This window comes from Pantoea sp. JZ29 (genome assembly GCF_035190385.1).
Lineage (GTDB): Bacteria > Pseudomonadota > Gammaproteobacteria > Enterobacterales > Enterobacteriaceae > Pantoea > Pantoea stewartii.
In genome coordinates, this window is record NZ_CP045241.1 from 233,986 (window position 1) to 249,070 (window position 15,085).

Here is a 15,085-nt window from a genome sequence, read left to right on the forward strand (position 1 = left end):
CACATTATAGCCTGTCAGGTGACATACTCTTGGAGCACCTGACTTAACCACTCCATAAACACCCGAACCCGACGCGCGACATTCCGGCGATGGGGATAGAGCAAGTGAATGGGCATCGGTTTGGCCGGGAACGCATGGAGCACCTCGACCAGTTGACCGCTTTCCAGATATTTTTGGATGCCCACCGTCGGCACCTGAATAATGCCCAGGCCCGCAAGGCAGGCGGCGCGGTAGGTTTCGGTGCTGTTCACCGTCACGACGCCGCCCGTGTGCACATAGTGGCACTGCTTACCATCGAAGTATTCGAAGCCCTGCGCCGCCTGACCTAACGGTTGGCTGTAATGCACCATTGCATGCTGCGACAGTTCTTCAAGCCGAATCGGCCTGCCAAAACGCGCAAGATAGTCAGGACTGGCACAGTTAATCAAGGTGTGCGTGCCTATACGGCGGGCGATCAGTCCCGAATCCTTTAGCTCGCCAACGCGAATCACACAGTCAAAACCTTCGCGAATGACGTCAACCTGGCGATCGTTGCTGCTGAGTTCAATTTCCACGCCAGGATAGTGCTGAAGGAATTCAGGCAGACGCGGAAGAATAAGATCGCTCGCCATTGCCACGGACATGTCGACCCGCAGTTTGCCACTTAACGTCGCGGGATCGTGCTGAAACAGGCTGTCCATATCGCCAATCATCGCCAGCAAATCAAGACAGCGATCATAGTATACCAGGCCATCCTGAGTAAGCTGCACGCGGCGGGTAGTACGATGCAGCAGCCGTGTGCCCATCAGATTCTCCAGCGCCTGAATTTGCCGTGATACGCTGCCTTTTGGTAACCCAAGGCTGTCAGCCGCCGCCGTAAAACTGCCCATCTCTGCAACTCTGACGAACACCTGCATTGCATGAATTTTATCCATATAGCCTGCCGATTGTTGTTGTAAGTGGAACAGTGCTGCGTATTCTTAAGCGTTTATAGAACAATTTTTAACGAATATCCTGAATCTGTGTTCAATTTTGCAACAGGAAATCAACATGAATCGTAAAATCGTCTTGATTACGGGCGCAAATCGCGGTTTAGGCAAGAATGCAGCGCTAAAACTGGCGGCAAAAGGCCGGGATATCATCCTGACGTACCGCAATCATCAAAACGAAGCACAAGACGTCGTCAACGCTATTGAGCGCGCAGGCGGCCGCGCCATAGCGCTACAGCTGGATGTGGGTGATGTTAGCCAGTTCGACCGCTTCATTTCTGATGTCAAAAACACCTTACAGCAGCACTGGCAGCGTGAGACATTTGATTATTTAGTGAACAATGCCGGGCATGGTCACTACAAACCTTTTGCCGAGACGACGGAGGCGGAATTTGATGCGCTGATGAATGTGCATTTCAAAGGGCCGTACTTCCTGACGCAGAAACTGCTGCCTGTTATCAGCGACGGCGGGCGCATTCTGAATATCTCCAGTGGATTAACGCGCCTGACCTATCCTGGCTCGGGCACCTATGCGGCGATGAAAGGGGCGATGGAAGTGCTGACCCGTTACCAGGCCAAAGAGCTGGGGGAACGTCGAATCCGCGTTAATATCCTGGCGCCGGGCGCGATTGAAACGGATTTTGGCGGTGGACGGGTGCGTGACGATAAAGCCGTGAATGAAAGCATCGCTGCGTTGACCGCTCTGGGGCGGGTCGGATTACCTGATGATATTGGCGACGCCATTTGCGCCATTCTGAGCGAGGAAACCGGCTGGATCACCGCGCAACGCATCGAAGCATCGGGCGGGCAGGGACTGTAACAGTAAGGGCGACCCCGTCGCCCTGTCGTGTCTCAGGGCGTAACGTCAATTGTGCCCTCAACGATCGTCACTGTTTTTCCGCCAATCCAGATGGTTTCGCCCTCATAAGCCACGTTCACCCGGCCCTGACGTCTGACCTGCGTGCCCTGACGAACGCGGTAATTGTGCGGTTTACCCTGAGCCGCGAAGTAGCGCGCCAGGCAGGCATTTGCGCTGCCGGTAATCGGATCTTCTGTCAGGCTGCCGTGCTCAACCAGTAATCCCCGCACTTCATACTGTTCTGTTTCTCCCGAGGGCAGCGGGCCAAAGGGCATTACACCATCCACGCTGGCGTGGGTAATTAACCGCTCAAGATCGTTGACGTCGGGTATGACGGCGCGCACCGCCTCGGCACTGACCATCGGGATAAGCAACCAGCGAATGCCCATATCCGCCACGGTGACAGGCTGTGAATGATCCAGCGCGTCGCTGTTTAATGCTGTGCTGATCAGGGCATCGTGGTAGGGCGTCAGGGTGGCGCTGGGCGCGGCAAAAGCCAGCGTACCATCGGATGCGATTGTCACCACCACATTGCCGACGCCGCACTGCTGCACCATCCTGCCTGGTGTTTTGGTTTTCCAGCCCGCCTCAAGCAGGGCATGGGCGGTACCCAGCGTGGGATGACCTGCAAACGGTAGCTCGCCCTGTACGGTGAAGATGCGCACGCGGTAGTCAGCCTGGCTGTCTTCTGGCGGCAGGACAAAGGTCGTCTCGGATAAGTTGGTCCAGCGTGCAATCGCCGCCATCTGGCTGTCGTCGAGGCCCTGCGCATCCATGATGACGGCCAGCGGATTGCCGTTGAACGCAATCGAGGTGAAAACGTCCACTTGTTTAAACGCAACCTTCATTGTCACTCCTTTTCATTGAGATAAAGCGGTTTTTTCATGCCCGGGCAATTGCTTATGTCAGTTAACAGGGCTATGAATAAGTTAAGCAACCGGATGGAGCCTGCTATGTTAAAAATTCTTGGACGCGCCTCCTCAATCAATGTGCGCAAAGTATTATGGCTGTGTGACGAGCTGGACCTGCTTTACGAACGCGAAGAGTGGGGCGAAGGTTTCAAATCCACTCACTCGCCAGAATTTATGGCGCTTAATCCCAATGCCATGATCCCGGTATTACTCGACGACGACTTTGTCATGTGGGAATCCAACGCTATTTTGCGCTATCTGGCCACGGCCTATGGCGGCGAGTGGCTTTACCCGGAAAATCCGCGCGCGCGCGCGCCGGTGGATCAGTGGATGGACTGGCAATCAACCGAACTTAACACCTCGTGGCGCTATGCCTTTATGTCGCTGGTGCGCCATTCGCCCGCGCATCAGGATCCCCGCCTGTTAGCTGCGGCCTGCAAAGGCTGGTCCCATACCATGGGGATTCTCAACCAGCAGCTGGAGCACACCGGTCGCTATGTCGCCGGACGCAACTTCACGCTGGCGGATATCCCGATTGGCCTTGCCGTGAACCGCTGGTTTGAAACCCCGCTGGATCATCCCGACCTGCCGGCTGTCCGGACCTATTACGAGCGTCTGACTGAACGTCATGGTTATACAATCTGGGGACGGAACGGAACGCCCTGAGCCCGACCCGGCGGCAGGCCCGCAAGTTCACAGGCGATGGCACCGACGCGGGCGATAGCGCGAATGTAGCGATCGGTAAACGGATAGCAGCACGAGAGGCGCAGTGCATGGTTATAGCGCTCACTCAGCGAATACAGCGCGCCGGGCGTCACGCAGATCTGCTCTTTCAGCAGACGAGAGAACATCTCGGTCGTGTTCACGTTGCCCGGCAGTTCCACCCAAAAAACAAAGCCGCCGCGCGGCAACGTGGCCTGCGTGCCCTGGGGAAAATGCTGGGCAATTAACCCTCGCGCCTCATCCAGATTGCTGGCATAACAGCGCCGCAGGCTACGCAGATGATGGTCATAACCGCCATTGGCAAGAAACTCTGCCAGCGTCTCTGACAGCAGAGCGGACTCAGCCATCGATGACACGGCTTTAAGCCGTGCGATAGCATCGTGGAAGCGTCCGGCCGCAATCCAGCCGACACGGAAATCCGGCGCAACGGTTTTGGTAAAGCTGGTGCAGTATAAAACCCAGCCCTGCTCGTCAAAGGCCTTCACGGCAGGGGAAAGCGGCCAGTCAAACTGCAATTCATCGTAAAGGCCGTCTTCAATGAGCGGCACTTTGTAAGTATTTACCAACCTTGCGAGCCTTTTCTTGTCGGGCAGGCTCATACAGTAACCCAGCGGATTTTGTGCCGTGGGCATCGCCACAATCGCCTGAAGTCGCTCTTCCTGCAGCAGCATTTCCAGCGCATCCAGCGACAAACCACGCTGCGGATCGGTGGGGATTTCCAGCGCTTTGAGGCCGAGTGAAGCCAGCAAAGGGAACAAAAAAAAGTAGGTAGGTGATTCCAGCCCTACGCAGTCGCCGGGCTGCGTCACCGCGCGCAATGCCAGCTGCAACGCCTCCATACAACCATGGGTGAGGGTGATATCATCGGCGGTGAGTGACTGACCCGCATGTAATGCGCGTCGCGCAATCTCCTCCCGTAAGCGCTCACTACCGGGCGGAAGCGCATAGCGACCGATAAGGTTGGGATTGCGTCGTAGCAATGAGGCGGTGATGCGGGCTAACCGGGCCGAGGGGAACAGTTCGCTGTCCTGCGGACAGGCCAGCGAGATATTGATGTAATCAGGATGATTCTGCGCGGCGAACACTTTATCGATCAAATCCAGCTTTTCGTTGCTGGGATCGCGTATCACACGAGCAGCGTGCTGAGTATGCCGGGTGACCACAGGCAGGACGCCGCGCACGTAATAGCCTGATTGCGGTCGTGCCTCAATCAGGCCACGGTTCTCCAGCAGCTGCCAGGCATTCAGCACGGTGTTCACGCTCACCTGGTGCGACTGGGCGACGCGACGGATAGCCGGTAAGCGCTTACCAGGCTTGAGAGTACCCTGATGAATGGCCTCTGCGAAGCTATCGGCCAGTTGCTGGTAAAGCGTTTGTTCAGGCTGAATTTCAAGGGACACAATTGCCTCCTGGCACGACAGGTACAGTTTGACATCATCGTGATTGTACCCATCAAAATAGCCATTTCCTGTCCCTGTTACCATCACTTTTCGCAACGTAGCATGGTGCTCTGTCTCCCTGTCAGGAATACCATGATGCTTGATCCCTCTTTTTTCAGTTATGTCACCGTGATGTCGATTACGCCGGGTCCTAACAACCTGTTGCTTGCCACTTCCGGCGTGAATTTTGGTATGCGCCGGACGCTGCCGATGGTGTTTGGCATTTTACTTGGATGCGGCCTGCAAACGGTTATTGCGGGCATGACACTGGAGCTGTTGCTGCACTGGATGGCATCCATCCGCTTGCCGCTTACGCTGGTGGGATGTAGCTATCTGCTGTGGCTGTCCTGGAAAATATTTCGTGCGGCTGCACCTGAGGCCCGGCACAAGCCTCAGCCGATGACGTTTCTCGGCGGTGCCTGCTTTCAGGCGGTGAATCCTAAAGCCTGGTTAATGGCCAGCAACGTGGCGCTGTTGTACAGCGCCAACAGTCACGTCCTGATCGTGATGGCGAGTTTTATGCTGCTCAACCTGCCCTGCATATTATTGTGGGCGGCGTTAGGTGACCGCCTGCGCGGTCACCTGCAAATCGCCTGGAAACGCCAGCTGTTCAACAGCCTGATGGCGCTGTCACTGGTGGTAACGACGATCTGGATGCTGGCCGATGCCCTGAAAGCGGTTTAGTCCGGTGCGCCGGGGGCGCTGGCGGAGGGCCACTTCCAGTTCTGCACCTCCGGCACATCTTCGCCATAGACCCGTACATAGCGATGATGCTCTGCCAGGCGCTGCTGCAGATCGTCAGGCAGTTCAGGATGGCGATCGGCAAGCCCCGGGATATGCCTGATGGCCGCCAGCGCCAGATGATAGCGATCCAGCTCGTTCAGCACCGTCATGTCGAAAGGCGTGGTAGTTGTGCCCTCTTCATTAAAGCCATGCACATGGAAATTACGATGGTTATTGCGTTGATAGGTCAGCCGGTGGATCAGACTGGGGTAACCATGGAAGGCAAAAATCACCGGCTTGTCTGCGGTAAACAGCGCATCAAACGCCTCTTCTGACTTGCCGTGAGGATGCTGTTTCTGCGTTTGCAGCGCCAGCAGGTCTACCACGTTAACCACCCGAATGCGCAGGTCCGGCAGATAACTTCGCAGCAGATCGACGGCCGCCAGCGTTTCCATGGTGGGCACATCACCCGCGCAGGCCATCACCACATCCGGCTCTGCGCCCTGTGGGGTTGTGCCGGCCCAGTGCCATTCACCCATTCCGGCCTCGCAATGGGCGATGGCGCTGTCCATGTCCAGCCACTGCGGCGCAGGCTGTTTGCCGGCCACAATCACGTTGATGCGGTCCCATGTTCGCAGACAGTGGTCGCCCACCCATAACAACGTATTTGCATCGGGCGGCAGGTAAATACGCACAATGTCGGCTTTTTTATTGGCAACGTGATCGATAAAGCCCGGATCCTGATGACTGTAACCGTTATGATCCTGACGCCAGACGTGAGAAGACAGCAGATAGTTAAGCGAGGAGATGGGCTGACGCCAGCCCAGCTTGCGTGTCACCTTTAACCATTTGGCATGCTGATTGAACATCGAGTCAATGATGTGAATAAAGGCTTCGTAGCAGTTAAATAATCCGTGCCTGCCGGTAAGCAGATATCCTTCCAGCCAGCCCTGACACTGATGTTCACTGAGAATTTCCATTACCCGACCATCGGGGGCCAACTGCTCATCATAAGGCTCAATAGCTTCAAGCCAGGTGCGGCTGGTGGTGTCAAATACCGGCGTCAGGCGGTTAGAGGCGGTTTCATCCGGACCAAACACGCGGAAATTGTCCCGATTGCGTTGGAACAGGGCGTTAAGATAACGGCCAAACTGTTCAGTTGCCTGTCCGGCCTGCGAGCCGGGCTGCTGTGTATCGAAAGCAAATTCGCGAATATCAGGCGTAACTAATTCACGGCGCAGTAAACCACCGTTGGCAAACGGGGACGCGCCCATACGTTTGTCGCCCTGCGGGGCCAACGCCTGCAGTTCCGGCTTAAGCCGCCCCTGTTCATCAAACAGATCGTCAGGCTGATAGCTGCGCAGCCAGTTTTCCAGAATGTTACGGTGGTCTTCGTTTTCGCGGCAGGCCGCTACGGGCACCTGGTGCGCCCGCCAGAAACCTTCCACTTTCTTGCCGTCTACCGTTTTCGGCCCGGTCCAGCCTTTAGGGCTGCGCAGGATAATCATCGGCCAGCGGGGAATGGCCTTCATTGGTGAGCCCTGCCGGGCGGCCTGTTGAAAGCTGGCAATCTCTGAAAAAGCGCGATCCAGCGTGTCGGCCATCAACGGATGCATCTCTTCAGGTTCATGACCGCAGACAAACAGCGGTTCATAGCCGTAACCGCGAAACAGCTGACGCAGATCGTCGTCACTGGCGCGGCCCAGAATCGTTGGATTCGCAATCTTATAACCATTCAGATGCAGAATGGGCAGCACGGCACCGTCGCGCTGGGGATTAAGAAACTTAATCCCGTGCCAGCTGGAGGCCAGCGGCCCGGTTTCGGCTTCGCCGTCGCCAATGATGCAGGGCGCGATCAGATCGGGGTTATCAAAGACAGCGCCAAAGGCATGAGAAAGTGAGTAGCCTAACTCTCCACCTTCATTGATCGAGCCCGGGGTTTCGGGTGCCGCATGACTGGGAATACCGCCCGGAAAAGAAAACTGTTTGAACAGCTTCTGCATGCCGTCGGCATCCTGACGGATATGCGGATAGATTTCGCTATAGCTCCCCTCAAGCCAGGTATTCGCAACCATGCCAGGCCCGCCATGGCCGGGACCACAGACATAAATAAGGTTGAGGTCGCGCTGACGAATAATCCGGTTCAGATGGGCATAGATAAAATTCAGTCCGGGCGTGGTGCCCCAGTGGCCCAGTAAGCGCGGTTTAATATGCTCTGGCTTCAATGGCTCGCGTAACAGCGGATTGTCCATCAAATAAATCTGCCCGACAGACAGATAGTTAGCGGCGCGCCAGTAGCGATCAAGTAACGTGAGTTCGTGTGCCGTGTTCGGTTGAGCCATGCCATTTTCTCCTGCATTACGTCAGACGATGCACTAACCCTAATAGAGAATGGGGGAGTCAACCAGGCAAGCGGCAAACAAAAAGGCCTCGCAAGCGAGGCCTCAGACAGGTAGAAGACGGTTATTTACCGACGACATAGGCAGTTTCACGGCCTTCGTCATTCGCGGCCACCGGCGTTACAGGCGTATACGGCAGTTGCAGGACGCGGCTGGTTTCAGCCAGTACTTTTTCAGTCAGGGCGACGTCACCGTTAAGTTTGCGGCCCCAGGACGGCACAACGGCACGAATTTTATTTTGCCATTCCGGTGACGCCATCTGCTCTGGACAGACCTTGTGCAGCAGTTCCAGCATGATCGGTGCCGCTGTTGAGGCGCCCGGCGAAGCACCCAGCAGTGCCGAGATCGAGCCATCTTCCGACGACACCACTTCTGTGCCCAGACGCAATACCGCGCCTTCTTTTTCATCTTTCTTGATGATTTGCACGCGCTGACCTGCGGTCACCAGACGCCAGTCTTCCTGCTTCGCCTGCGGAACATAGGCGCGCAGCGCGTCCATCCGGTCACGGTCGCTTTGCAGAACCTGATCCATCAGGTACTTCACCAGATCAAAGCTTTTCAGTCCGACTTTGATCATCGGCATAAGGTTAGTACTGTTCAGCGAGGCAAACATGTCCAGCAGCGAACCCTGCTTCAGGAACTTGGTCGAGAAGGTCGCGAACGGCCCAAACAGCAGAACCTGTTTGCCGTTCAGAACGCGCGTGTCCACATGCGGCACGGACATTGGCGGCGCACCGACGCTCGCTTTACCATAGACCTTCGCCATATGCTGTTTCACAACATCGGGATTTTCGGTCACCAGGAAAGAGCCGCCGACCGGGAAGCCCGCATAGCCATTGGCTTCGGGAACGCCAGCCTTCTGCAGCAACGGCAACGCCGCACCGCCTGCGCCAATGAAAATCTTACCGGCGGTTAACGTACGACGTGAACCGTCTGTCAGGCTGACAAGGGTAACCTGCCAGCGACCATCGTTCAGGCGTGTAATGTCGCGAACTTCCTGGCTCATGCGCAAACGGAAACTGGCTTTTTTCTCCAGTGAGGCAATCAACTGACGCGTCACTTCACCGAAATCGACGTCGGTGCCCATATCGGTCCAGGTCGCGGCCACTTTTTGACTGGCGGGACGGCCTTTCATCACCAACGGAATCCACTTCGCAATTTGCTGTGGATCTTCAGAGTAAGCCATGCCACGGAACAAAGTGCTTTTCTGTAATGCATTAAAGCGTTTGCGCAGGAAGTTAACGTTGTCATCGCCCCAGACAAAGCTCATATGCGGTGTGCTGTGGATAAAGCTTTTTGGCGTATGCAGATTGCCTTTCTGGACATGATAGGCCCAGAACTGGCGAGAAATCTGGAAGGCTTCGTTAATCGCAATGGCTTTCGCGATATCGATACTGCCGTCAGCTCTCTGCGGCGTATAGTTCAGCTCGGCCAGCGCGGCATGGCCTGTACCGGCATTGTTCCAGCCATTAGAGGACTCTTCCGCCACATGCGGCAGCCGTTCCACCATTTCAATGGACCAGTCTGGCTCAAGATCCTGCAGCCAGGTGCCTAAGGTGGCGCTCATGACGCCAGCGCCAATGAGTAGCACATCGACGTCTTTACGCTCCTGCGCCCCGGTGGTGTCCTTTCCGCTAACACTCATTGTGAGCGCAAGATTTACAGCTGATTTGCACATGAGGCGACATCTCCTCTTCTGTTGACCTGAAGCTCAACAGTGTTGCAGGCGAAATAGTCACGCTTCTGTCGAGCGCGTTGCGCTATTTCCGGGTTAAGACTCAGGTATAGGTTAAAGCGACGATAACGAGTTAACTGAACGTTATGCTTTGTTGCCCAAATATAACATTCTCGCGTTCGAATTAAACATTTGTTTATTTTTTAAATGCAGAAATGATTCAGCATAAGAAAGAATCATAATAACAGGCGCGCCATAAGCCTTTTTTGCAGCTAACTCAACGGGTTAAGTAAAAGAGGATGTTGCGGGATTGCCCCATAATGGTGCGGTATGAAAATGTAACTTAGCGAAAGGAATAATCTAACCTAATGAAAAAAAGGGATTATTGAAATTTATTCTTTGCGTTGAATTTTTAATCGATAAGGCGGCGAAGGCTATCTTGTAAAACAAATGTTACATTTTTGTGACCTCAGAGCCAGCCAGGTGACTGACCGACGGCAAGGAAGCGCGCCGCATCGCTGACGCTTTGCATGATCAAAGGTTCTCCACCGCCAGCCTCTCAGTAATTCAGTCTTTTAAAAAAAGAGGGGCAGCAGGCAGATGTCGCCCTGACGGCGTGATTACGCCCGAAACCAGCGGCGCCAGATAAAGCGAATAACAAAAAACTCCAGCGCGCCCAAAAGTAAAAACCACAGGCAAAAGACCACGGTATAAAGCTGATTAAGGTCCTGCAGATGGAACATCTGTTGCAGGTGCTGCGCGACGGCCAGGCTAAACGCGGGAGCGGGAAGCAGAAGGGCAGAGAGAAAGCCCAACAGTAAAATGCCGCCGGGAATGATCAGGGATTCGAAGGGGTTAGTCATGGACAAAAATTCCGTATTTACCAGCCCGCCATTTTCCGGCATTCCGCGGGAAGGTTCAATGACGGACTGTTCAGGGCAGGAAGTCACGCTGTGCATTGCAAAGAAAAGGCTTAAATGACATTAACTTAGAGACATTCATAGCGATTGTTATGAGTTATAGCCTTTGCTATACTTAAATCCCTGATTTTATTGTCTTTTTATAACGATTATTGCGTGATAGACTGCGCGCACTTTTTAATAACCGAGCCATATGTGTGATGAATTCAGCACGAAATGCTGGCTTTTCATCCCAAGTGAACAAATCATGACCTTTATCGCCACCCTGATTCTTGCTTTTGGAATGTCGATGGACGCATTTGCTGCTGCGCTGGGCAAGGGTGCGACCTTGCATCGCCCGGGCCTGAAAGAAGCCGTGCGCACCGGTCTGATTTTCGGTTGTATCGAAGCCCTGACGCCGCTGATTGGCTGGGCATTGGGTCTTGCTGCCAGCCAGTATGTTGCCGCGTGGGATCACTGGATAGCCTTTTTCCTGCTGGCTTTCCTGGGTGCCCGAATGATGATGGAAGGCTTCCGTAAAACGGCGTCTGAACCGTGCGAAGCGCCGCAAAGCCATGGTTTTATGGTCCTGGCGGCGACCGCCGTTGCCACCAGCCTGGATGCGCTGGCGGTTGGCGTGGGGCTGGCCTTCCTTCAGGTTAATATCGTCACCACGGCTCTGACAATCGGTGCCGCCACTACCGTTATGGCTACCACTGGTGTGCTGGTCGGCCGCTTCATTGGGCCTGTTTTAGGTAAATGGGCCGAAGTGCTGGGCGGACTGGTCCTCATCGCCATCGGCTCCACCATCCTCACCGAGCATCTCGGGCTGTTTCAGTAACGCCCGCAAAATCGTATTTTGTGATCTGGTTCAAAATTTATTGCTGATTAAAACAGCAGGAGCTATACTTTTCCTGTAGTTATTCAACAAATTTTTAACTGGATGCTGTATGAAACGTTTATTTAAGTACGTGTTTCACGCGTATGTGGAAACCTTTAAACACGTACCACCTGGTGCGCTGAACTAAGCGCCACGTTTTACCCTCGATAGTCGCGGTCAGGGAATGACCGGTGATTATCACCTCATTTTGTCGTTCTTCTCGCCTGTCTCCGCCTCTCTGTTCAGCCCGCACTGGTCTCGCATTCCGCCTGACATACTGTGATACATCTGGACATCCACTGTGCCAATCGCAGTACGATTTCCGTCATGTTTTTTGCTACTCTGCGCGCCGATTTATTCTCAACACGGGTGGATCGCCCGACATAATAAAAGAGGCAGCAATGCAGTTATGCAGTTTTTATCTTCCCGCTCAGGGGAAAAAAAGCGTGGGTATCGTTCGGGAACAGGGCGTGATCGATGTCGGGATGCGCCTGGGCAAAGCCTGCCCGGATTTAAAAACCTTTTTGACGCGTTCTTCTCTGGCCGATCTTGCCGCCTTTCAGAACATGCCCGTCGATCACGCGTTTTCTGCCGTGCAGTTTCTTCCCGTTATTGAGCAGCCTGGAAAAATTTTCTGCGTAGGAATGAACTACGCGGATAAACGCCAGGAGTTTGCCGCAACGCTGGACGCGCCAACCTTATTTATCCGTTTTGCTGATTCACTGACCGGCCATGAGCAACCGCTGCAAAAACCGCTGACTACCCAGGAATTCGATTACGAGGGTGAGCTGGCGGTGATTATTGGTAAACCGGCGCATCGGGTTAAGGCCGCCGACGCGCTGGACGTCATTGCGGGTTACAGCTGCTTTATGGATGCCACCGTGCGTGACATGCAGTTTACCTGGTTTACCGCCGGGAAAAACTGGCCGCAGACCGGAGGATTTGGCCCCTGGATGACGACTGCGGACGAGATTCCTGATCCCCAACAGTTATCGATTAAAACCCGACTGAACGGTCGTGAAGTGCAAAACGATACCACCGCCAGCATGGTGCATCCGGTCGCCAGCATTATCGAATATATCTCTGCCTTCAGTCCGCTATCACCCGGCGATGTCATTATCACCGGCTCCCCCGGCGGCGTAGGGAAAAAACGGACGCCGCCCCTGTTCATGTTCCGTGGCGACGTGGTGGAAGTCGAGATAGAAAAAATCGGTTGCCTGCGTAACCCTGTCGCCTGACGCAGCGTATTCACTGCCTCTCTGCCGATCCCGTCCTACACTCAATAAGTACCCAGGAACAGGAGCAGCTGATGAGGCGTACCATCCGGTGTAAAAGGCGACAGGGCATAGCCGTGGCCGCAGGGGTTGGTTTAGGTATAGGCGCAGTGCTGTGGGGCGCGAAGCGCTGGCAGCAAATGAAACAAACGCCGCCTGTTTCACCGCGTAGTCACCATGCGGGACTGGCGGGTTACTATCAACAGATCGGTGACTGGCGCATGTTCACCCGCGTGACGCCCGACGCACCTCATGGTTTACCTGTCGTCCTGCTTCACGGTCTGGCGATGTCAGGCCGTTCGATGGAGGCGCTGGCCCTCGCGCTGGGTCGGGACTATCACGTGCTGGTCCCCGACCTGCCCGGCTTTGGCGGTAGCGCGTTGCCCGCATCGGCACCGGTGCTTTCCGTCAGTGAACTGGCCGATATCCTGTGGCAGTGGCTCCAGCACAATGGTTTCCGGCGGGCAATCTGGGTCGGCAGCGCCTTTGGCTGTCAGGTGCTGGCGGCGCTGGCGGATAAACACCCGGACGCCGTGGCCGGACTGGTGCTACAGGGGCCCACAGCCGATCGCCATGCGCGAAGCCTGTTGCGCCAGCTCTGGCGCGGCTGGCGCAACAGCCGACTGGAAGCCCACCGTTCACCTGACCCGCTGGCCCGCATCGACTGGGCGAAAGCCGGTCTCCCCCGTGTATTTGGCACGCTGCGCGCCATGCTTAACGATCCGATTGAATACCATCTGACGTATCTGACGGCCCCCACATTGTTGCTCCGGGGTTCGCGGGACCCGGTTTGTCCGGCGCGCTGGCTGGATGAGCTGGCGGGGCTGTTGCCTCAGTGTGAAAAAATCACCCTGCGCGGCGGTACCCACCGGCTGCACTATGTCTATCCATGGAGCTTCTGCCATGCGATCCGACCCTTTTTGGCCCGTATTCAGCAGGAGAACGCCGATGAGTAAACCGCCGAAGGGCATCGCCCGCTTTGATTCCGCAGCAACCATGTTGCTGGCTCTGGCAAGTGCACTGCGCGATGAGCCCCTGACCCGTTCGTCATCGATGCTGGACCGGTTACTGCCTTCACTGGATCGACTACCGAGCCGGTTACGTGAATGGGGCCATGCGATAAGTGGCCAGGCGGACGGAATCAGCCCGAAACAGGCGGGTGAGCTGGATGTGGAAGGCATCGCCGAATGGATGGTGAGTGCCTACCCGCAGCGCGAGTATCCGGCGGCATTTATCGGCGCATCGAACGGTGCGCTGATCCATCTGGCGGCGGCGATGGGAACGCCCTGGCTACCGCAAACGTTTCTGTGCCCGGTGCGCGTGGAACCCAGCGATCCGGATGATGCCCAGGCCGGCTTTGAACAAGGCAAAGCGGTGGCCGCGGCGCTGCTGGCGACCTGGCCAAGGCTGGCGGTCCATCACAGGCAGGATCCGAGTCAGGACCGGCTGCTGCTCGAAAATATGCAGGCTTTCCGGCTTAAATTACGCGATATGCCACTCGCCTTTAATGAATTTCTGCTGGGAGGATTGCCCGCAGGCGCGACCCTGTTTATCAATCACTGCACGCGCCAGTGGCCGGTTACCCGCACCAGCGACCGTTCGTTTTTCCAGTTTGGCGCACCCGGTGGGGCAACGGAAAGCGAGTATTTGCAGGGCGGCACCCGCGTTGCGGAATATCTGGCGCGGGCAGGGGTTGATCGGGCGCGCTGGACGCCGCCTGCCATCACCGATCACGTCCCTGAAGCCGAATGGGGGCTGGACGGTTACCTGATCTCTCCTCTGAAAAAACTGGCAGAAGCTCAACGCTGGACGCTGATGGAAATTCGTTATGAGCAACCGGAGGCGCTGAGTTTTGTGGTGGCGGAAATCTACCGTGACTGGTATCTGGCGGCAGGCGTGCTGCCCACCCGGCTTACGGTAGACAGCTTTATATTGCTGGATCCCTGGTGCAGTATGCAGCAACAGGCGATTCCCTTCTGGCTGATGTTCCCCTCTGCCGCCTCGGCAGATGCGCTGCAGCGTTTTCTGGAAAAACAGCCGCCGTTCCGCTACATCGATATGCTGTTGTACTCACAAGGGGCCGACAGCATCGGGCTGGCCGACATCGCCCGCTGGCAGCAGTTGCTTACCTTCGCCAAAGACGAAGGCGCGCTGGTCGGTGTGGATGAAACGCGTTTTCCTCATGATGTCACCAGTGTTTCGCAGTTTGACGCGGCGCTCCGTGAGCGGGCACCGCTGCTGCCTGCGCCGCCGCCGCTCACTGTCGGGACAGCGATCGCCGGTATTCAGCGTTACGGCGCCCGTCATGGCGTGAGCATCAGGGCGCTGACCTGAG

The 15,085-nt window shown here is 55.8% G+C and carries 14 protein-coding genes; 8 read left to right on the forward strand and 6 right to left on the reverse strand.

Features of this window, described 5'->3' with window-relative positions:
• Positions 1–14 precede the first annotated feature (14 nt).
• Complete coding sequence (locus tag GC090_RS01095; protein WP_033738321.1) at positions 15–914, reverse strand: LysR family transcriptional regulator; 900 nt, start codon at positions 912–914, stop codon at positions 15–17.
• A gap of 115 nt (positions 915–1,029) precedes the next feature.
• Here GC090_RS01095 and GC090_RS01100 point away from each other — a divergent pair, with 115 nt between their 5' ends.
• The gene (locus GC090_RS01100) at positions 1,030–1,788 is read left to right on the forward strand and encodes an SDR family NAD(P)-dependent oxidoreductase (RefSeq protein WP_324020698.1); all 759 of its coding nucleotides are present in this window, start codon (positions 1,030–1,032) and stop codon (positions 1,786–1,788) included.
• A gap of 32 nt (positions 1,789–1,820) precedes the next feature.
• On the opposite strand, the gene GC090_RS01105 is transcribed toward GC090_RS01100, so the two are convergent.
• Entirely contained in the window at positions 1,821–2,675 is an 855-nt protein-coding gene (locus GC090_RS01105; RefSeq protein ID WP_033738318.1) for a PhzF family protein, read from the reverse strand.
• A 105-nt stretch (positions 2,676–2,780) separates the two neighbouring features.
• Here GC090_RS01105 and GC090_RS01110 point away from each other — a divergent pair, with 105 nt between their 5' ends.
• Positions 2,781–3,404, forward strand: coding sequence for a glutathione S-transferase family protein (locus GC090_RS01110; RefSeq protein ID WP_033738317.1), 624 nt, complete (start codon positions 2,781–2,783; stop codon positions 3,402–3,404).
• Here the strand turns inward: GC090_RS01110 and GC090_RS01115 are convergent.
• On the reverse strand, positions 3,371–4,861 hold the full coding sequence (locus GC090_RS01115; RefSeq protein WP_162286661.1) for an aminotransferase-like domain-containing protein: 1,491 nt from the start codon (positions 4,859–4,861) through the stop codon (positions 3,371–3,373). The genes GC090_RS01110 and GC090_RS01115 overlap by 34 nt on opposite strands.
• 135 nt (positions 4,862–4,996) lie before the next feature.
• Here GC090_RS01115 and GC090_RS01120 point away from each other — a divergent pair, with 135 nt between their 5' ends.
• Positions 4,997–5,584 (forward strand): LysE family translocator, encoded by a 588-nt coding sequence (locus GC090_RS01120; RefSeq protein ID WP_033738356.1) that lies wholly within the window; start codon positions 4,997–4,999, stop codon positions 5,582–5,584.
• Here the strand turns inward: GC090_RS01120 and GC090_RS01125 are convergent.
• From GC090_RS01125 to GC090_RS01135, 3 genes are all read right to left on the reverse strand, one after another.
• Complete coding sequence (locus tag GC090_RS01125; RefSeq protein WP_054632901.1) at positions 5,581–7,965, reverse strand: phosphoketolase family protein; 2,385 nt, start codon at positions 7,963–7,965, stop codon at positions 5,581–5,583. The genes GC090_RS01120 and GC090_RS01125 overlap by 4 nt on opposite strands.
• A gap of 121 nt (positions 7,966–8,086) precedes the next feature.
• The gene (gene mqo, locus GC090_RS01130; protein WP_033738313.1) at positions 8,087–9,700 is read right to left on the reverse strand and encodes a malate dehydrogenase (quinone); all 1,614 of its coding nucleotides are present in this window, start codon (positions 9,698–9,700) and stop codon (positions 8,087–8,089) included.
• 617 nt (positions 9,701–10,317) lie between these two features.
• Positions 10,318–10,560 carry a DUF1158 domain-containing protein gene (locus GC090_RS01135; RefSeq protein WP_033738354.1) on the reverse strand — a complete coding sequence of 81 codons (243 nt, stop codon included), beginning with the start codon at positions 10,558–10,560 and terminating at the stop codon, positions 10,318–10,320.
• A gap of 304 nt (positions 10,561–10,864) precedes the next feature.
• Here GC090_RS01135 and mntP point away from each other — a divergent pair, with 304 nt between their 5' ends.
• The 5 genes from mntP (at position 10,865) to GC090_RS01155 (ending at position 15,084) form a co-directional block, all read left to right on the forward strand.
• Positions 10,865–11,437 (forward strand): manganese efflux pump MntP, encoded by a 573-nt coding sequence (gene mntP / locus GC090_RS01140; protein WP_033738352.1) that lies wholly within the window; start codon positions 10,865–10,867, stop codon positions 11,435–11,437.
• Positions 11,438–11,546: 109 nt separating this feature from the next.
• Positions 11,547–11,624 carry a stress response protein AzuC gene (gene azuC, locus GC090_RS23240; RefSeq protein WP_416381882.1) on the forward strand — a complete coding sequence of 26 codons (78 nt, stop codon included), beginning with the start codon at positions 11,547–11,549 and terminating at the stop codon, positions 11,622–11,624.
• 253 nt (positions 11,625–11,877) lie between these two features.
• Positions 11,878–12,714, forward strand: a complete 837-nt coding sequence (locus tag GC090_RS01145; RefSeq protein ID WP_006121146.1) for a fumarylacetoacetate hydrolase family protein — start codon at positions 11,878–11,880, stop codon at positions 12,712–12,714.
• 71 nt (positions 12,715–12,785) lie between these two features.
• Positions 12,786–13,706 carry an alpha/beta fold hydrolase gene (locus GC090_RS01150; protein WP_172913593.1) on the forward strand — a complete coding sequence of 307 codons (921 nt, stop codon included), beginning with the start codon at positions 12,786–12,788 and terminating at the stop codon, positions 13,704–13,706.
• Complete coding sequence (locus tag GC090_RS01155) at positions 13,699–15,084, forward strand: hypothetical protein (RefSeq protein ID WP_324020699.1); 1,386 nt, start codon at positions 13,699–13,701, stop codon at positions 15,082–15,084. Before GC090_RS01150 ends, GC090_RS01155 begins: the two co-directional genes overlap by 8 nt.
• Position 15,085 lies beyond the last annotated feature (1 nt).